The organism is Acetoanaerobium noterae (assembly GCF_900168025.1).
GTDB lineage: Bacteria > Bacillota > Clostridia > Peptostreptococcales > Filifactoraceae > Acetoanaerobium > Acetoanaerobium noterae.
Genome location: NZ_FUYN01000007.1, coordinates 18,937 through 38,313, shown reverse-complemented (window position 1 = coordinate 38,313; position 19,377 = coordinate 18,937). Strand labels below are relative to the sequence as shown.

Here is a 19,377-nt window from a genome sequence, read left to right as displayed (position 1 = left end):
TCCTTTTGCGACAGATGCTAGATTTGCTCTTAAATTTTTTAGCCCTTTTCCCAATCCTTAGAATCTGAATAGATAGAAACATCGCTCTTTCCATAAGTCATCCCCGTATATACAGAGGCTTTTTCAGATTTAGATTGGTTACTTTGCATTTTTTGTGATTCTAATTCCATTAGCTTTAGAGATAGCTCTCTCCAGCCATCTCTAAGAGGAATAATTATCTTTATAGCTTCATCAATCGCAGCTATATTATACCTCATAACTCCGTCTGTCATCAACTTGTTGATATAAAGATAAAGCTGCTTTGTAGTAAGAGACACTTCATCTTCCTCTATTCCAAGCGTTGCCGTAAGGTGAGCTAGAATCTCTCTGTTATGATCTATTTTTTCATTCAATATGTCTTTTTCTTTTAAATTTATAGCTTCTTTTGCATCCTGAAGATTTTCAATAAGTGCTTCATATGCCAAAGCAACCATTTGTTCGCCTGAATAGGTAGCTATTTTTACCGCCAGTTCATCTTTATATGACATTAAAACTTACCTCCAGTTTACTATCACATTTTAAATATATCTAAACTAATTTATTAAGCATTAAGAAGCTTTAACATCATCTGTGGCTGCTGATTTGCTTGAGAAAGCATAGCAGTTCCAGCTTGCTGAAGTATATTGAACTTAGTAAACTCGGACATTTCAAGTGCCATATCAGTATCGAGAATTCTAGAACGAGCTCCAGTCAAGTTCTCAGCAGTGTTATCAAGATTCGCAATTGTTTTTTCTAATCTGTTTTGGTATGCTCCAAGCTTAGAGCGCTGTTCAGATATTTTAGAAATTGCAGCCTCTAGCGTAGTAATCGCATTATTAGCTGCAGAATTTGAATCAACTTGTACAAGCACTGTAGCTGCAGAAGTTCTTAAATTTAGCTCTTCAGCATTCATTTTGTACAAATCTATAGCTACCATCTGGTCTGCATTCGCACCATTTTGAATTAATACTTGCATTCCTGTAAATGGTACAGCCGTTGATGTAATGCTTAGATTTCCATTAAATAAATTAATACCGTTAAATTCAGTATTATTTCCAATTCTATCAATCTCCTGAATAAGCTGATCTATTTCATCTGCAATAGCATCTCTATCTACATTCTGATTAGTATCATTTGCAGCCTGTACTGCTAATTCTCTCATTCTTTGAAGCATAGCATGTACCTCATTAAGAGCACCTTCAGCTGTTTGAATTAAAGAAATTCCATCTAAAGAGTTTCTAGATGCCATTTTAAGGCCTCTAATCTGAGCATTCATTTTTTCAGATATAGCAAGTCCAGCCGCATCATCAGAAGCCCTGTTAATTTTCGTTCCTGAAGAAAGCTTTTCAAGGTTTCTAGCAGACGCCATACTGCTTCTCTCTAACATTCTATGTGAGTTAAGTGCTGCTATATTTGTATTTATTCTCATTTTAATATTCCTCCTAAGTTTTAATCACTGGTTTATCTATCGACATTTATAGTCTATTTCTTAACGTTCATATGGTTTAAATTGTCTATTTTTTCTATGAAAGCGAGAACCTTTGCAACTATTTCATAAAGCTCTACAGGTATTTCATCCCCTATAGCTACTGCCATCAAGGATTCAAGGAGCTCTTCATCAAAATACGTTGCCACTCCGCTTTCCTGAGCTTTTTCTATTATTTTCTCTGCTACATAACCTTGACCTTTTGCTGATACTATAGGTGCTCTTAGCTCATCCTCATAGGTTACGCTTACAGCTTTTTTTAGTTTCTCTTTATTTGCTTTCATAGCTACACCTTCAAATCCAGTCCTGAAGGAAGCTGCCTAGCAGTTTCTTCTACAAATGATATTTTTGCTGTATCCTCATCACCTGAAAGTTCAACTTTTTTGAGCTCATAACCTATATTTTGCAGTAGATTTTCCAGCGAAGTCATTTCATTTTTTATTGATGAAAGTACATTTTCTCCTGCTGAAATCTTTACAGATACACTTTTATTCTCCACTTTCAAATAAAATCCGAGATCCCCAAGTCCTTTAGTGCTTAAATCCATGAGTATGCTCATATCCTCTGGGTCAATTTTATCTTTTTGCTTAGGTGTTTTTACAAAAACATTGGCCTGAGAACCTTCTTGATTCATATAAAATGGAATCTGTAGCATGGATTCTCCTTTTGAAGCCTTGCTGCTTTCTTTTAGATATTCACTCATCTGTCTTAAATATTTTTCAAAAACCTCTTTATCTTCTTTTTTTAGAGTTTTAACTATCTCTTCAGCCTCTTTCATATGCTGATAAAACATAGTCATATTCTCTTTAGTAGTTTCCTTAGTAAGATTGTTATTGTTTTCAAGAGTTTTAACTACTGTCTTCATAACCTTGGTCAAATCCCCTAAATCTTTTCTTTCAGCTACTTCCATAATTTTATCTACTAGCTGGGTAACCATTGATTTTGGTTTTAAATTATCTGCCATGCTCATTACTGAGCGCATACTATTTATGCTAGGGTTTTTTACTATATCTGCACTTAGCTTAGAACTATCAAAACTGCTCATAGTAGAAAGGCTATATTGACTACTTCTATACTCGTATTGCTCGACATAAGCACTCATATTTCTTATATCGCTTCTTAGAGGGTCAATCCCTTCAGCTACCATAGAATAAATATGAACTGCTCTTATATTGACTCTTAGATACTGGTAATGCTTATATGCTTCAGTTTTATTGCTATCTCCTGAAGATAATGAATTAATATTTGCTGTATCTGTACTTACTTCAAACTCCATAGAAGTCAAGCTTACTTGATAGTTAAAGGCTCTTGGTACTATATTCGCTCCTCTTCCTATATCAAGTAGACTTATATTCGAAGTATATGAACTAATCTGCGCAGTATCTAAAGATTCTACACTTTGAATTATAGCCGCTGCTCTTAGCACTACTGTATCCGCATGAGACAACACTTTTAGCTCTCTAGCTTGGCTAAATAAAAATTCATATCCATCGCTGTTTTTCTTATCAGAAATTAAATTCACTAGCTTTACGTTTTCGTCTACTATTTTATCCTTTGAAATACTATTTACAGCTTGAATCAGCTTATTGGCTTTTAATATTTCTTCTTGAGTAAACTGGTTTAAGCTTATCAGCTCCAGCTCTTGCTGAAATTCTTTCACCATCTCAAGCAAGCTTTTTAAATCCTTGGAGCCTAAATCTAATCCCTGCTTTATAAGGTAAGCAGCCGTATCTTTATCCATGAGTTTTTGAAGTTCTGATAGAATCTCACGTAATTCTTTTATACTCTCTACTGCTTCTTTAGTTATACCTTGATTTTTTCTGAGCAAATCCTTAGAAATATCAATATCGGCTTCACTAAGGCCTATATCCTTTATAAATCTCTTTATTTCATTTTCCATATTACTTAAATCATTTTCGCTTAGAGGTCTCACTGAAGATGCCCCGTAAGCCACGCTATTTGACGTGGCTGATGCAATTGATGAGTTTTGAATATAGTTTTTAAGCTTGTAAAGCACATCTATACTCACATCTTCATTTAATTTGATCGCATCAATCAAAGTCTTATTATCAATATCTTTAATATTGTGGAGCTTTGAAAATACATCGTGTATATTATCAATATTCGATTTATTTATCTCAATGCCCATTTTTGACAATGCTCTAATTGAATCTAGAACATCCTTGCCCATATCTACACCATAAATCTCTTTAGCTAGTTTTCTAGCTTCATCATAAGACATATCTTTCGACATATATGCCTTGAAAACCTCAGTTTCTAATGATGTAGTATCATTTTTAGATATATCATTCATAGCTGATTCTATTTCCCATACAGACATATTATCTAGGTCGTAGCCTGCGCCTTGTAGCTTTGCTATAGCATCTAGAGTAAGATTTGCTCTAAGATTTTCCATAGTTTTTTTCACGGCCACATATCTTTCAATATTTTCTTTGGTTATAGGAATTTCAAATCTTTTTAAGTTTTTTATAGCATCTTTATTTTCGTCAGTTGTTTTTAGTCCCAAATCCTTTAGCTTAGCTTCGTCAGTCACTTCTTCTTCTTTTTCTTCTGTAATTTTATCCTGACTTACTACTTTTAGAGATTCTATATCTCTTCTTTTAATTTCCAGTACCTGTCCTTTAGAAATTTCTACTTCTTTCTTAAGAACTAAATCCATTACTGTTCCACTTTTATCTTCTATTCTTAAATTCTTTCCATCCTTGGAAATTACTTGGCCCTCAATGACCCTGTTAGATGGCAAGCTCATATATGCTTCACTTATATTTTTTGATGAGATATTGCCCGTTGACGAGTATCCCTGAATCACTAACTATCACCTTCTTTTGTTTTGAATAAATCCACACTATCTTTATCGGAAACTCTTTTAAATCTCTTGATATCAACCTTTGTCCTATGCTAGGCATATTGGACTATTGATTATAAATTGATTAAAGAATATTCTTTAAAGTGCCGATAAATATTTACGAATATGTATGTAAAGTATTTTTAAAACTAGGAGGATACCATGCAAGGAGCTAACGGAGTAGGAATTAAGGGTATACAACAGCTTCCCCTAGCTACTAATATAAAACTAGAAGGTAAGTCAGCCATCAAAGAGGCTTCTAGGTCAGAGTTTTTGGAAAAATTCGAGAAGATAAAATCTGAAAACGTAAAAGAAGAGCTTGAAAATATATTTGGAAAAATTACTGAGCAAGCTGATAAAATCGGCGAAAAGATGTATTTAAAGGATATTTTGGAATATAAAAAGCTCGTAAAAGAGTTTCTAAATGTTGCGACCCAAAACTCTCATCAATTCCAAAATCAGAATTTTTTAGATAGAAGAGGTCGTCATAGAAATTACTCTATAGTAAAAACTGTAGATAGAGAGCTCGACACTCTAACTAGAGAATTTATTAATGGTCAGATAGACCATATGGGAGTCCTTAAAAAAATCGACGATATAAGAGGAATGCTATTAGATATTATGATGTAACCATTCTAAAAAATAAACTTATTTTTATAAATTTAGAATATCAAAATGCATAAATAAATTATTTTAAACCATATTATTAACTTTATATCTATTTATAGAATTATATAAATTAAGCCATCTATAAGAGGACTCTCCTACCTATAAATGGCTTTTTATTTTATCTCATTTTTTCTTTTGTATAATAGGCTATTCCTATAGCTCCTGGACCCACATGAAGCCCTATAACTGGGCCAATATCGTGAATAGCTATGGTTTTAATAGGAAGAATTTCCTTTAACTTTTCTGCTACTAGCTTTGCTTCATCTATACAGTTTATATGGTGTACGACTAGTTCCTCAAGCCCTCCAAAATTTTTGGCATCCTCAAGGATTTTTTCAATCATCTGAGTTACAGCTTTTTGCTTTGTTCTCACCTTTTTGTATATGCTAGTTATTCCATCTTCTACGGTTAAGATTGGAATGATTTTAAGAAGGTTGCCAAGCATAGCTCCAGCTCTTCCTATCCTTCCACCTTTTTCTAAATATACTAGATTATCAGGGATGAACAAAAATCTGCTTCTATCTATATTGTCTTTAGCTTTTTCTACTATTTTATCTAAAGAAAGCCCCTCTATAGCTGCCTTTGCCGCAGCAAGCACTGCGAATCCCAACTGCATACAGTTTGATTTAGAATCAACTACTTCTATTTCTGCATCAGGAAGCTTCTCTAATACCATGTTTTTTGCCATAAGTGCACTTTGGTAGGTTCCACTCATATCGGATGAAAGAAAAACCCCAACTGCGCTATCTCCACTAGAAACCACATCATAGAAAGCTTTTACTAGCTCTCCTATAGGTGGCTGAGAGGATTTAGGTATCCCTTTTTTATCCATTAGATTGTAAAAATCTTCATTTGAAATTTCTGTTTCTCTATAGCTTTCATCTCCAAAATCAACACTTAGAGACACCTGATTAATGTTGTATTTTTCAAGGAGCTGCTTTCCCATATAGCTGGTACTGTCAGCGATAACTCTAGTACCCATGCATTTTCCTCCTCATATGTTACAATTCATCTGTCTTTAGCTAGGCTTAACTTGGTTTTCTTTAAGATAAGCATTGATAAAAGGCATTATATTTCCATCCATTACTGATTGTACGTTTCCTATCTCAGTATTGGTTCTATGATCCTTTACCATAGTATAGGGCTGAAATACATAGGATCTAATCTGAGAACCCCAGCTTATCTGTGAATATTCACCTTGAAGATCCTCTATTTTATCCTTATGCTCTAGCTCTTTTAACTCTATGAGCTTTGCCATGAGCATCTTCATTGCCGTTTCTTTGTTTGAATGCTGAGAACGCTGGTTCTGGCATTGTACAACTATTCCTGTTGGAAGGTGGGTGATACGTATAGCAGATTCTGTTTTGTTGACATGCTGACCACCAGCTCCAGATGCTCTGTAAGTATCTATTTTCAAATCAGTTGGATTTATATCGATTTCTATGCTGTCATCTAGCTCTGGAATTACGTCCACAGATGCAAAAGAAGTGTGACGCTTGCCAGAGGTGTCAAAAGGAGAAATTCTCACAATCCTATGAACTCCCTTTTCACTCTTCAGATAACCATAGGCATTAGCACCTTCGATTTTTAGAGTAACGCTTTTTATTCCTGCCTCTGGATCTGCTATCATATCTAGCTCAATTACTCTAAATCCCATGCTCTGAGCAAATCTGTCGTACATTCTAAGTAGCATTTTAGTCCAGTCCTGAGCATCAAGTCCTCCAGAACCTGCATGTATGGATACTATTGCATTGTTCATATCATATGGCCCACTGAGCAGGGTTGCTATCTTAAGCTCATCTATTTTTTCTTCTAAAGAGTTAAGAGCATTATGAAGCTCCTTTTCTAAACTTGCATCCTCATCAGCCAGCTCAAAGAGGACAAAAGCGTCCTCTAGCTCTGACTCCAAAGAAGCAAACTGCTCTAGTTTATCTTCTATTACTTTATTTTTTTGCATGGTCTGCTGAGCTTTTTCTACCTCGTTCCAAAACTCCGGCTCGCTCATTTCTTTATCTATTTCCTGCTTGTGAAGGGCTAATCCTGGTATGTCAAAGAGAAACCCTCAATTCTTCAATAGATTTGGACATATAGTCCAGACGTTCTCTATGTTCCTGGATATTTAGCAATTAAACCCTATCCTTTCCGCAGCATTTTTTGTATTTTTTGCCACTTCCACATGGACATAAATCATTTCTGCCCACTACCTTGTCTGTTTTAATTTGCTTTGGTCCTTCTTCTTCAGTCTCAGAGCCACCTTTTTGCTCAAGCTTATCCATATCTACCATTTGCTTACGCTCTATAGGTTGAGCCTCAATTCTCACTTGGAAGCCGTAGATATAGTTTAGTGTCTCTTCCTGAATAGACTGAATCATTTCATCAAACATATCAAAGCCTTCAATTTGGTAAGCTCTTACAGGGTCTTCCTGTCCTATCGCTCTTAGCCCTATACCTTGTCTTAGCTGATCCATAGCATCTATATGATCCATCCACTTAGAATCTACTACCTGAAGCAGAATAATACGCTCAAGCTCACGCATACGCTCTTCGCCTACTAATTTTTCTTTTTCATCATATAGTCTAAGCGCTTCATTTTTGATTATTTCCTTTAAGCTCTCTTTAGTTAAATCTTCAACATTGCCTACTTCGACTTTTTTGTCTGGATGGAAGATGTTTACAAATCTTTCTTCTAGTGCTTTTAAATCCCATGATTCTGGATATGAACCTTCAGGAATGTAATAGCTTAGCACTTTGTCTATAGTTTTATCTATCATATCTAGGATTTCTGAATGAACATCTTCACCTTCAAGTACATTTCTTCTTTCCTTGTAGATGATTTCTCTTTGTTTATTCATAACATCGTCATACTGAAGTACGTGCTTACGTATAGAGAAGTTCTTGCCCTCTACTTTTTTCTGAGCTCCCTCTATAGATTTAGACAGCATCTTGTGCTCGATAGGCATATCGTCGTCCATACCTATTTTTTCTACCATAGCCATAAGTCTGTCACTGCCAAATAGTCTCATCAGCTCATCTTCTAGAGATATAAAGAATCTAGATGTACCAGGGTCTCCTTGTCTTCCTGCACGACCTCTAAGCTGGTTGTCTATACGTCTTGACTCATGACGCTCCGTACCTATGATGCAAAGTCCTCCAGCTTCTCTTACTTTATCTTGCTCTTCCTTTAATTCTTCTTTCTTTTCTTCTAGAATTGAGTGATATTTTTCTCTCGCTTCTCTTATTTCTTCATCCTCAGTATAGCCAAACCCACTAGCTTGAGTGATGATTTCATCTGCATAACCGAGTCTTTTCATTTCTTTTACTGTCATAAACTCAGGGTTACCACCTAGGATGATGTCAGTCCCTCTCCCCGCCATGTTTGTAGCTATAGTAACCTGTCCAAAGCGCCCTGCTTGAGCTACTATTTCTGCCTCTTTTTCGTGGTTCTTTGCATTAAGAACCTCGTGACGAATACCACGTTTTTTAAGCATATCAGATAGCATCTCTGAATCTTCTATTGAAATAGTACCCACTAGAATAGGTTGTCCATTTTTATGTCTTTCTTCTATTTCATCAACTGCAAACTTATATTTTGCAGCCTCAGTTTTGTATACTACATCGTCCATATCTTCACGGACAACTGGCTTATTGGTAGGAATTTGAACAACGTCCATTCTGTAAATAGACTTAAATTCCTCTTCCTCAGTTTTTGCCGTACCAGTCATACCAGAAAGTTTTTTGTACATTCTAAAATAGTTCTGGAAAGTTATAGTTGCAAGAGTTTTTGATTCTCTTTGAACCTTCAGCCCTTCTTTAGCCTCAATAGCTTGATGAAGTCCTTCTGAATATCTACGTCCAAACATAAGACGTCCAGTAAATTCATCTACTATGATAATCTCTCCGTCTTTTACTACGTAATCCACGTCTCTTTTCATCATAGTGTGAGCTCTTAGCGCCTGATTGATATGGTGATAGGTTTCCATATTTGCTATATCTGTTATATTTTCAACTGCAAAGAATTTCTCTGCTTTTTCTACGCCTGATTCATTAAGTGCAACTGAATTTCCTTTTTCATCTATAACATAATCTGTTTCATTTCTTAGCATACGAATAAAGCTATCTGCCATAGTGTAAAGTGCAGTAGATTTATCTCCCTGACCAGAAATGATAAGAGGAGTTCTTGCCTCATCCACTAGTATAGAGTCGACCTCATCTACGATAGCATAATTAAGAGGTCTTTGAACCATTTGAGATTTGTAAATTACCATGTTATCTCTTAGATAGTCAAATCCAAACTCGTTGTTTGTTCCGTAAGTTATATCTGCATTGTATGCATTTCTTCTTTGGTCTGGAGTGATTCCATGAAGTATAACCCCAGTAGTAAGCCCTAGAAAGTTATAAAGCTTGCTCATCCACTCCATATCTCTTTTTGCAAGGTAGTCGTTTACTGTTACTACATGTACTCCCTCTTTTGAAAGAGCATTAAGATATACTGGAAGAGTCGCAACTAGGGTTTTACCTTCTCCAGTTCTCATCTCAGCTATACGTCCTTGATGAAGAACCATACCACCCATAAGCTGTACATCATAGTGTCTCATACCTAGTACACGCTTTGATGCTTCTCTAGCAACTGCAAAAGCCTCTGGAAGAAGCTGATCTAGTGTCTCCCCATTTTCATATCTTTTCATAAATTCTTGAGTTTTGCCTGTAAGCTCTGCATCCGTAAGCTTAACAATGCTATCCTCTAATGAGTTTATGATATCTACTGATTTTTGTAAGGCCTTAATTTCTTTTTTGGTTAGATAATTATCGAAAAATCCCAAGTAAAATACCTCTTTTCTTAATCTTTTTTACATTACATATTCATACTATCTCAATCTGAAATTACTGTCTAATTCGCTACATTTTAGTATATCACATAAAATAATTTTGTGAAATCTATCATACAAAGTCTCCACAATCTTTACCATTTTGTAATATTTTCTAAATTTTTTCACTAAAAAAGAGGAACTCTCGTTCCTCTTTTAGTAAGCTCACCCTTTATATAAACCTTTTGGTTAATATTTTACTCTGGTTCCAAGATACCGTAGTTACCGTCTTTTCTCTTATAAATAACAGTAATGGCATCTGTTTCAGCACTTGTAAATACAAAGAAATTATGTCCAAGTAGCTCCATTTGAAGTATAGCTTCCTCCTCTGACATAGGTCTAAAACCAAATCTCTTTCTCTTTACAATCTTGCCGTGAAGTTCTTCTTCCTTCTCCTCTTCTCTAGGAATATAAGCTTCGATATTTTCAAATCTAATGGTATCGTTGCCTCTATCCATTAATTTTGTCTTATGCTTACGAATCTGTCTGCCTAATTTATCAACTACGATATCAGTCGCGTTATATAAATCTGTATCAACAGCCTCTGCTCTCATAACAGTTTTTCCTACAGGTAGCGTTACCTCAATTTTGTGAAGGTTTCTAAATACACTAGCAGTTACTTTTGCTGTCACCTCTTCGTTAAAATACTTATCCAGTCTTGAGAGTTTTGTATCAATTGAATTTCTCATTGCCTCTGTAACATCGATTTGCTTGCCGCTTAGGATAACTCTCATAAAAGCCTCTCCCTTCAATTGCATATACTAACCAGTAAGTGCGTTAAGTTTACGTTAGAAATTTTACTGGTTAGATATTATTTACCACAAAATCGAAGGTTTAAAACCTATCTTTAACTTTTTTTAATCTAAAAAAATCTTCACGCTCTTTTTCCTCTAGTACATCTTGGATATATTTGACTGCTTCTTCATATCGTGGAATCTGTATCTTATCCAGTGCATTAGCCCTTTTGCCGGTTTTTTTAATCTCCATTGCTATCTTGTAAACGGCATTTTCTATCTCTGCTAATTCATAAATTAAATATTTTATTTCTAGAAATTTTTTTGCCGCAATATCCATAGCAGGGTTCGTACGATAAAAGCTGTAGGTCGGATGGTCTTCTTTTTTTTCATACTCTACAGTAGGGACTTCTAATCCCATGATACTGCGGTACAAAATTTCAAAGGTCTCATCCTTTGGTATAGAAAGAGCAATCTCTTGCACATTATTGATTCCTATAGTCATATTTACGACCTGAAGAGCTCTATATCCTTCTTCAAACTTTTCCTCAACTAATTTTTGAATTTCATTTGCTTTTTCAACTAGCCCCATTACTTCTCGAATCAGTACGGTTCTTTTCTTATCTAGCAAAGAAAATCCTTTTTTAGAAAAATCAAGGGCATCCTTAGACTTCAATAAATTAGCTTTTGTAGGAGTAAATTCTTGTGACATTTACATCAGCTCCCATAGTATTTATCTATGAATTCAGGTGAAATACGCTCTAATTCTTCTTTTGGCAGTACTCTTAGCACTTCCCAGGCTATATCTAGAGTCTCCTCAATGCTTCTACTTTCATCTATGTCCTGAGACAAGAATCTAGTTTCAAACTGCCTTCCAAATTCCATAAATTTCTGGTCTATATCAGAAAGATCTTCTTCTCCTATAATTTGAGAAAGGCTCCTTACTTCTTGCACTCTAGAATACGAAGAAAACAGCTGAGATGAAACCTCATCGTGGTCAGCTCTTGTCATGCCTTCTCCTATACCATCCTTCATAAGACGTGAAAGCGAAGGTAAGATATTAATAGGCGGATAAATATTTTTCTGATATAAATCCCTTGATAGTACTATCTGTCCTTCTGTGATATATCCAGAAAGGTCGGGAATAGGATGGGTTATATCGTCATTTGGCATAGTGAGTATTGGAAGAAGAGTTACAGAGCCCTTTGCTCCATCTAGCATTCCTGCACGCTCATAAAGCTGAGCAAGGTCACTATATAGATATCCAGGATAGCCCTTTCTACTAGGCACCTCTTCTCTAGCAGAGGATATCTCACGAAGCGCCTCTCCGTAGCTTGTCATATCAGTCATGATAACTAGAATATGCATGCCCTCTTCATAGGCTAAATATTCAGCCGCAGTAAGTGCACATCTAGGTGTAGTAATACGCTCAACTACAGGCTCGTCAGCTAGGTTCAAATACATTACAACTCTTTCTAGCACTCCCGAAGATTCAAAGCTCTTTCTAAAATAATCTGCATCATCGTGCTTTACACCCATAGCTGCAAATACTATAGCAAAGTTTTCTTCTTCTCCTCTTACCCTAGCCTGCCTTGCTATCTGAGCCGCAAGTTCATTGTGCGGCATTCCATTTCCAGAAAATATAGGAAGCTTTTGTCCTCTTATAAGAGTCATAAGTGAATCAATAGCTGATATCCCAGTTTCCAGATAGTTTCTAGGGTAACGTCTAGAAATCGGATTCATAGGTCTACCGTTTACATTGTGCTTTTTACTGCTATATACCTGTGGTCCGTCATCCACTGGCATCCCTATTCCATTAAATGTTCTGCCTAGAATATCTTTAGATAGCGGAATTTCTAGGGGATGTCCTGTAAATCTCACTGAGGTATTTTCTGTGGATATTCCTTGAGTGCCTTGAAATACCTGAGCTATGATAGCTTTTTCATCTACCATAACTACCTTGCCTTTTCTTTTGTTTTTTCCATCTACTACTATATCTATAATCTCACCGTAGGCTACATCCTCAGCTCCCGAAAGAGATATAAGCGAGCCTACAACAGTATCTAGCTTCAAATATTCCTTTGTATTCATCTATATCACCTCCGTAATCGATGCGTATCTAGTAGCTAATTCATCAAAATACGAATCAATACGATAATGAAGATCGTCTATCAGCGATAAATCCTCATTTGGCACTGTGTATTTCATCTTTACAACCTCATCAAAAATCTCAGGATTTCTGATTTCAGATAACGGCAGGTTTGCTTTTACAGCCGCAAGTGCTCTAGTATGAAGATGGTAGATTACCTTTAGCATCTCATACTGCTTGATAATCGGCACAAAGGTATCGTCCTTATGCATTGCATTTTGCTGTAAAAATCCTCTTTTTATAACCTTTGCAATTTCTAGTGTAAGCCTCTGGTCATCAGGAAGCACATCTTCGCCTACTAGCTGAACTATAGAGTTAAGCTTTTCTTCCTCATGCAAGATAAAGAGCATCTTTTCTCTTATTTCCAGTACATCCTCGCTTACATTTTCATAGTACCAGTTACGAAGAGATTTGCTGTATCCACTGTAGCTAGTAAGATATCCTATAGCAGGATAGTGCCTAGCATAAGCTAGCTTTCTATCTAGAGCTAAAAACGCATTTACAAAACGCTTTGTGTTTTCTGTTACTGGCTCCGAGAAATCTCCTCCAGGAGGTGATACTGCACCGATAATAGTAACAGAGCCTTCTACTCCTGATAAGCTTCTTACAAAGCCTGCTCTTTCATAAAACTGAGCTAGTCTAGAAGGAAGATAAGCTGGGTAGCCTTCCTCTGCTGGCATCTCTTCAAGACGTCCTGAAATCTCACGAAGAGCCTCAGCCCATCTAGATGTAGAGTCTGCCATTATGGCAACATGGTACCCCATATCTCTAAAATACTCAGCCATAGTAATTCCTGTATATATGCTCGCCTCTCTAGCCGCAACTGGCATGTTAGAGGTATTTGCAATTAATATAGTTCTCTCCATAAGCGGCTTTCCAGAACGAGGGTCAATTAGCTTAGGAAAATCCTCTAGTACCTCAGTGATTTCATTTCCACGCTCACCACAGCCTATATAGACTATTATGTCTGCATCTGACCATTTTGCTAGCTGGTGCTGAGTCATAGTTTTTCCTGTTCCAAAACCTCCAGGAAGAGCCGCAGTTCCTCCCTTTGCTATAGGAAAGAAAATATCAAGAACCCTTTGCCCAGTGATTAACAACCTATCTATAGCCATTCTTTCCTTTACAGGTCTAGCTTCTCTTACTGGCCACACCTGATGAAGCTTAAGCGGATACATCCTATCACTACATGAAACAGTAGCAACTACCTCATCGATAGTATACTGGCCAGAAGGCTTCACATCTTTCAAGTTTCCGCTTACTCCTGGTGGAATTAGCAATTTATGAACTATAAGAGAAGTCTCCTGAACTGTAGCATAGATTTCGCCGCTTTCCACGTAATCATCTTCTGATACTAGAATAGTTACATCCCAGAGCTTTTCCTTGTCCAAAGATAAAAGTCCTATTCCTTCTGCTATAAACCCACCTGATATTTTTTCTATAGCCTCAAGCGGACGCTGAATCCCATCAAATACATTTCCTATCATACCAGGTCCAAGAGTAAGAGATAGAGGGTTTCCTGTTGAATATACGTTTTCTCCAGATTTTAGTCCCTCGGTTTCTTCATAAACCTGAATAGTCCCTGTATCCCCATCTAGAGAAATAACTTCGCCTAGAAGCTTCTTTTCTCCTACCATAACCATCTCTCTTACTTTAAATCCTGTCATGTTTTTTGCCCCTACAACAGGACCATTGACGGAAATAGTAATAGCTGTTTTTTCCATCATAGAGTCTCACCTCTTCTTATAGCATCGTGAAGCATCTGCCCTAGGTCTTCCCTTTTTAGATATAGAGCCTCTGCAAAGGTCTTGTTAAGTCTTATAGTCTGTCTTTCGTTTTCCAGTACAAAGCCTCCTATATAATTAAGCTCTGCTTCAATTATTGTGTAATTTTCAAACCCTGCTTTTTTAAGAGCTGACTCTGCCGCTTCCTTTGCTTTATTAAAGTTAGTCGGTGGGATGGAAACATAGATATGCTCCTCACTTGAAAAAGCCTCAAGAGAAGTAAGCATAGTAGCTTCTATATGCTCCTTATACTTATCTGTCTGCATGAAATCTCTTATCTTGTCTTCAATCTTTGCAAGCAAATCTCTTAATATTTCCTCGTTCTTCTTTAGATACAGCTTTCTTTCTTGCTGAATCATAGTAGAAATCGCTTCTGATTTTTGTCTTTTAATTCTTTCTATCGCAGCTTTTTTAGTACGATTTGCATTTGACTCTAAAATCTGTTTTTCCTTTTCCAAAAAATCCTTTATCTCATCATCCTTATTTAATATCTGCTCATCTATCTCTTTTTGAACCTTCTCATCTACTAGTTTTTTAAACAAACTCAGTTTTTGTTCTAAGGTTACCATTTAATCACCTCTATATTTTTATACCTACCGATTCGTTGATGTGCTTAGTAATATAATTTGCATCTCGTCTTTGACCATGACGATCTGGAATTTCAACTATCAAAGGATATTTCCTATGAAGCTTAAGGGACATAACTTCCTTTTCTACTTTTTCAAGAATAAGCTCAGTAAGGATTAATATTCCTATACTAGAATCATCTAGTGCCTGCTTCATAGCTTCTAAAATTTCTTCTCTTTCATGCACGATAACTCCGTTTATACCTGCTAGTCTCATAGCTACATAGGTATCCCTGTTATCACTGATGAGGAAGGATTTCATCATATCTATCCACTCCTAAAGTCTTCCTAAAATCAAAATAGAAATAATAAGTCCATAAATAGCGATACCTTCTGCTAGACCTACGAAAATAAGTGTCTTACCAAGAATTTTTTCATCCTCAGATACAGCACCTAGAGCTGACGAACCAACCGCTCCAACTGCATATCCAGCTCCTATAGTAGCCATCCCTGTAGATAACGCTGCTGCTATATAACCTAGCCCTGAACTGCTAGACGCCGCCCCTTCAGTAGCTGCAAACACTAAATCAGGAACCATTAACAAAATAGCCATAGCTGCAAGAGGAGCAAATCCTGTGATATTTGCGATAAGGAGTTTCTTTAAGTTTCCTGAGCTTTGCTCGTTTTTGACATATAGCTTAACTCCAAAAGCGATAGTAGACATAACAAATAAAATCATAAGTGCAAGTATTATTTTCATTTTCTTTCCTCCGTTTCTAAATTTAACTTAAATGGAGAATAGGCTATCCCGTCTCCTGTATAGTATTTGCTAAATAATTCATAATACTCTAATCTTAGACCTTGGATAAAAACTATTAGGCCTTCAAGTCCTATAATAATTATGTTTCCAGCAATAAGTATGACAGCTCCTATCGCTCTGTTATTGCTTAGATTTGCCATCGTTGTAAACGCTAAAAACAGTCCAACGTGGTTTAACGCAAAGGCTCCTACCCTGATAAAGGATATCGTGTTAGAAAGAAGACTAAGTAGTGTCTCCACTAAATCAAATCCACCCTCAATATAATATTCCTTCTTGCCTTCGTGATATACAGCAGGCTGCCTAAATAATAGCGCTGTAAGTGGTTTTTTAAATAGCATCATAGCTAGAAGTATTATTCCCACTATTATAAGCATGCTAATTGGAATGATTTTGTCAGATAATACAAGCTCCAAAACCCCAACTAAAAGCACTACATAAAATAGCAATCCTACAATACCATTTCTGCCAAATACTCCCTGCTCATATTCCTTGATTTTTAGCATATTGCTAATTGATATCCCAAAGCTGATAAGAAGTAGCACTACTCCAAATACTATAGATGAATAGAGTACAAAATCTATATTTTCTATAGGATGTACTAAAAGTGCTGGTAGATATTCCTCAAACCCAAACACGCTCCCATACATAAAGCCAAAGAATACAGAGCTAATTCCTATTCTGAGCATAATTTCTCCAGGAGTCTTAAGAGATTCCTTTTTCCTAATCATCCAGCCAGCTAAAAACAATATCGCACCCTGCCCTACATCTCCAAACATGGCGCCAAATAATATCAAGTAAGTCAGCCCTAGAAAAATAGTAGGATCTAGCTCTTTGTAATTGGGCACCCCATAAAGATTGACTAGAAGCTCAAAAGGCTTTAGTATCCAGCTGTTTTTTAGCTTTGTAGGTGGAACCACTCTTTTAGGAACCTCATCCACCTCTGAAAATACAACTATTACTCTAGAACATACCTCTTCTAGTTTTTGCTTGATTTTCTCAGTTTCCACTTCTGGAATCCATCCAGAAAAATAAAAGAAATGCTCAGAAATAGCTGCGTGGTCTTTCAAATTTTCTATACGTTCTTCTAATAATACTCTCGAATAAATTCTGTCAACTCTATCCTCGTAGTCTTTCTTAAGCTGCATGATTTGACTTTTTAAGTCCTCGATATCTAGCTTCACATCCATAATAACATCTTGGATTTTTTGATAAATCTCACTAGGAACTCCCTCAAACTCTGCAGGTAGAGGAATTTCTTTGAAGTTAAGGGATTTTAAAATCCTTTCAGCTTCATATTCTAGCTGGGCAGGAGAAAAAATCAGATATGCTTCTCCATCTACAGAGCTTCCTATATGAAGTACAATAGCTGAGATGTTCTCATAATTGTTTCTTAGCTTTAGTCTCTTGTCTTTTGTAAGCGTCCCTATATGATAGTTAAAATGCTTCATCCTAGAAAGAGCACATACATCTATATTGATGTCCTTGAGATACTCTATACTCTCAAGAAAATCCTCATATCTGTGAAGCGTTTCTTCTCTTTCAGTTAATTTATCCTGAATAGGAGCAACCTTCCTAGTTATACTATCAAGCTCAGCTACTGCATCCTCAATATCTCGCTTTCTATCTAGATCCGTTTTAGGCTCTAGTATCATATCGAGGGCATTTGCCAGATAGCTTAGCTTATCCTGATAGATCTTGTAGCTGCTCTTATTAGCCTTGTATTTGACTATGGTTCCCATATCAGCAATAGAGTCAAGGTGCTCTTCTAATACAGCTAATGTAAAATTAGAATCCTGTATTTCCTTGACTGCGTTTTTAATATGGATTTTTTCTATCAGGACTATTTCTTGAAGCAAATCATGCATGTCATCTAAAGGAGCGACAAGGTTCATCATTTGCATCTTTTCAACTGCCACGTACTCACCTTCTTTTTTCATATTTATCTAAGCAAGAGTTTAATCAAAATTTCTAATCAAAAAGTCTTTCATTGCTTCAACTGGCACATCATATCTTATGCCCTCTATTATCGTTATAATATCCCTAATTTCATACTCTAAAAAATGAAGCACTGAAGTGAGCTTTGCAATATTCATTCGGTTTTCTCTGTTTGATTTCTTGAACATATCATAAAGATATTGGTAGATTTTCCGTTCTATATATATATCCTTCATAGCCACTATCTTAGGATAGGTATACTTTACAGAGGATATCACGGCTTCTATAGGGTCTTCTTGATACACTAAATCCTTTAGCTGAGAAAACTTATATCTTATACCTCCTGGCAAAGTGTAGTTCAAAATCTCTTCAGGGGATAGCCCATAATATTTACGAGCTCTATATAGCCACTGGATGTTTATAAGGTCTATATTTATCCCTATAAGCTCTTCTAAAATCTTTCTGTCTTCATTTGACAGATTCTTAGACTTCTTAAGTAGATTCTTAAAATACACGAAGTCTAAGTTCATCTCTGCATGAAATTCCCTTACCTCCAAATCCTCTTGAGTTATGCTTCTAAAAGCCTCCTCATAAATAGTTCCTCTCAGCAAAGCTACCATATCTTCTATACTAGTTATGCTAAGCAGCTGCTCGTAATCTAAATGTGAAAACTTTTTAGAGTGAATAAATAGTGGATCTAGCGACCTTACATCCTCGTTCCTGCTTATAGCCCTTAGAATAAGCTTCAAATCCTCTACCTCGTAGCGAATTAGTAGTGCTTTCATAAGCTCTTTGTAATTGTGACTCGTAAAATGAGCCAGCTTTTCTGTGATTTCAATTACCTTTCTGCTGAGCAGAAGATTAAGGTCCCCTCTATGTACATCATCCGGATCTACATCAGCTAGAAGATTTGCATAGTGGGTATTTTCCTTTAAATACCTAGCTACTTCCGTAACCTTTTCTTTATGAAGCAGAACTTCATAATCCTCTTCTTGAAGAAACCTGCCTGAAATAGCATCTAGCTTTGTGCTCAGCGCAGCAAATCTAGCAACGTTACCCATTACTATCCCTCCAGACTTCTTATCACTATCTCAAAAGCATCATCAGCCAAACTCTCTGAAATCTCTTTGTATCTAGCTTCTAGTTGTTCGAGCTTTTTTGATGATTCTGATTTAATCTTTTCGGATTCCTTGTCAATCTCATTTTGAGCTGACAGCTTTGCACTTTCAATCTCTTGCTTCATGCTAATGCTTATGTCATCCTTTAATTTTTTTAGCAAGGCTTTTTTTTGGTTTTCTTTTTCCTCAAGTACCTGCTTTGTTCTTTCTTGCTTTTCTATAGCTTCCTTATCAATCTGAAGAATATTCTTGATGATTTCCTCCACGATCCCACCTCCTAGCAAATATTTAGCAAAAAAGACTGAACTTCTTCATTATATACCCTTTATCGTGCGACCTAAAATTTGAAAGAACCTCTAATTCTTGA

The 19,377-nt window shown here is 36.2% G+C and carries 18 protein-coding genes; 1 reads left to right on the top strand and 17 read right to left on the bottom strand.

What is annotated here, in order from left to right:
• Positions 1 to 38: 38 nt before the first annotated feature.
• From B5X47_RS11985 to B5X47_RS11970, 4 genes are read right to left on the bottom strand one after another with little or no spacing between them, the layout of a single operon-like run.
• The gene (locus tag B5X47_RS11985; protein ID WP_079590385.1) at positions 39 to 527 is read right to left on the bottom strand and encodes a flagellar export chaperone FliS; all 489 of its coding nucleotides are present in this window, start codon (positions 525 to 527) and stop codon (positions 39 to 41) included.
• A 53-nt stretch (positions 528 to 580) separates the two neighbouring features.
• On the bottom strand, positions 581 to 1,447 hold the full coding sequence (locus B5X47_RS11980) for a flagellin N-terminal helical domain-containing protein (RefSeq protein WP_079590383.1): 867 nt from the start codon (positions 1,445 to 1,447) through the stop codon (positions 581 to 583).
• Between the two features lie 53 nt (positions 1,448 to 1,500).
• Positions 1,501 to 1,788 carry an EscU/YscU/HrcU family type III secretion system export apparatus switch protein gene (locus B5X47_RS11975; RefSeq protein WP_013362515.1) on the bottom strand — a complete coding sequence of 96 codons (288 nt, stop codon included), beginning with the start codon at positions 1,786 to 1,788 and terminating at the stop codon, positions 1,501 to 1,503.
• 2 nt (positions 1,789 to 1,790) lie between these two features.
• Positions 1,791 to 4,334, bottom strand: a complete 2,544-nt coding sequence (locus B5X47_RS11970; protein ID WP_079590381.1) for a DUF6240 domain-containing protein — start codon at positions 4,332 to 4,334, stop codon at positions 1,791 to 1,793.
• 198 nt (positions 4,335 to 4,532) lie between these two features.
• Here B5X47_RS11970 and B5X47_RS11965 point away from each other — a divergent pair, with 198 nt between their 5' ends.
• Positions 4,533 to 5,000 (top strand): YaaR family protein, encoded by a 468-nt coding sequence (locus B5X47_RS11965; RefSeq protein WP_079590379.1) that lies wholly within the window; start codon positions 4,533 to 4,535, stop codon positions 4,998 to 5,000.
• Positions 5,001 to 5,157: 157 nt separating this feature from the next.
• Here the strand turns inward: B5X47_RS11965 and B5X47_RS11960 are convergent, their stop codons facing one another.
• The 13 genes from B5X47_RS11960 to B5X47_RS11900 all read right to left on the bottom strand — a co-directional run bounded on the left by B5X47_RS11960 (position 5,158) and on the right by B5X47_RS11900 (position 19,276).
• Positions 5,158 to 6,021, bottom strand: coding sequence for a DegV family protein (locus B5X47_RS11960; protein WP_079590377.1), 864 nt, complete (start codon positions 6,019 to 6,021; stop codon positions 5,158 to 5,160).
• A gap of 36 nt (positions 6,022 to 6,057) precedes the next feature.
• Positions 6,058 to 7,165, bottom strand: a protein-coding gene (prfB, locus tag B5X47_RS11955) for a peptide chain release factor 2 (RefSeq protein WP_408605650.1) whose coding sequence is annotated in 2 segments (ribosomal slippage) — positions 6,058 to 7,089 and positions 7,091 to 7,165 — 1,107 coding nt in all. Because the reading frame shifts where the segments join, the coding sequence is not laid out codon by codon here.
• Positions 7,166 to 9,859, bottom strand: a complete 2,694-nt coding sequence (gene secA / locus B5X47_RS11950) for a preprotein translocase subunit SecA (RefSeq protein ID WP_079590373.1) — start codon at positions 9,857 to 9,859, stop codon at positions 7,166 to 7,168.
• Positions 9,860 to 10,101: 242 nt separating this feature from the next.
• Positions 10,102 to 10,638, bottom strand: coding sequence for a ribosome hibernation-promoting factor, HPF/YfiA family (hpf, locus tag B5X47_RS11945; protein ID WP_013362521.1), 537 nt, complete (start codon positions 10,636 to 10,638; stop codon positions 10,102 to 10,104).
• A gap of 100 nt (positions 10,639 to 10,738) precedes the next feature.
• A complete protein-coding gene (locus B5X47_RS11940) occupies positions 10,739 to 11,350 on the bottom strand; it encodes a V-type ATP synthase subunit D (protein WP_013362522.1) in 612 nt (203 codons plus the stop codon).
• 5 nt (positions 11,351 to 11,355) lie between these two features.
• Positions 11,356 to 12,729 carry a V-type ATP synthase subunit B gene (locus B5X47_RS11935; protein ID WP_079590371.1) on the bottom strand — a complete coding sequence of 458 codons (1,374 nt, stop codon included), beginning with the start codon at positions 12,727 to 12,729 and terminating at the stop codon, positions 11,356 to 11,358.
• Positions 12,730 to 14,511, bottom strand: coding sequence for a V-type ATP synthase subunit A (locus B5X47_RS11930; RefSeq protein WP_143215825.1), 1,782 nt, complete (start codon positions 14,509 to 14,511; stop codon positions 12,730 to 12,732).
• Positions 14,511 to 15,140, bottom strand: a complete 630-nt coding sequence (locus tag B5X47_RS11925) for a V-type ATP synthase subunit E (protein ID WP_079590367.1) — start codon at positions 15,138 to 15,140, stop codon at positions 14,511 to 14,513. The genes B5X47_RS11930 and B5X47_RS11925 overlap by 1 nt, the downstream gene beginning before the upstream one ends.
• 10 nt (positions 15,141 to 15,150) lie before the next feature.
• Entirely contained in the window at positions 15,151 to 15,462 is a 312-nt protein-coding gene (locus B5X47_RS11920; RefSeq protein WP_013362526.1) for a V-type ATP synthase subunit F, read from the bottom strand.
• A 12-nt stretch (positions 15,463 to 15,474) separates the two neighbouring features.
• Positions 15,475 to 15,897, bottom strand: a complete 423-nt coding sequence (locus B5X47_RS11915) for an ATP synthase subunit C (RefSeq protein ID WP_079590365.1) — start codon at positions 15,895 to 15,897, stop codon at positions 15,475 to 15,477.
• The gene (locus tag B5X47_RS11910) at positions 15,894 to 17,894 is read right to left on the bottom strand and encodes a V-type ATP synthase subunit I (protein ID WP_242951051.1); all 2,001 of its coding nucleotides are present in this window, start codon (positions 17,892 to 17,894) and stop codon (positions 15,894 to 15,896) included. The genes B5X47_RS11915 and B5X47_RS11910 overlap by 4 nt, the downstream gene beginning before the upstream one ends.
• Positions 17,895 to 17,912: 18 nt before the next feature.
• On the bottom strand, positions 17,913 to 18,953 hold the full coding sequence (locus B5X47_RS11905; protein WP_079590361.1) for a V-type ATPase subunit: 1,041 nt from the start codon (positions 18,951 to 18,953) through the stop codon (positions 17,913 to 17,915).
• 2 nt (positions 18,954 to 18,955) lie between these two features.
• Complete coding sequence (locus tag B5X47_RS11900; protein WP_079590359.1) at positions 18,956 to 19,276, bottom strand: hypothetical protein; 321 nt, start codon at positions 19,274 to 19,276, stop codon at positions 18,956 to 18,958.
• Between the last annotated feature and the right edge of the window lie 101 nt (positions 19,277 to 19,377).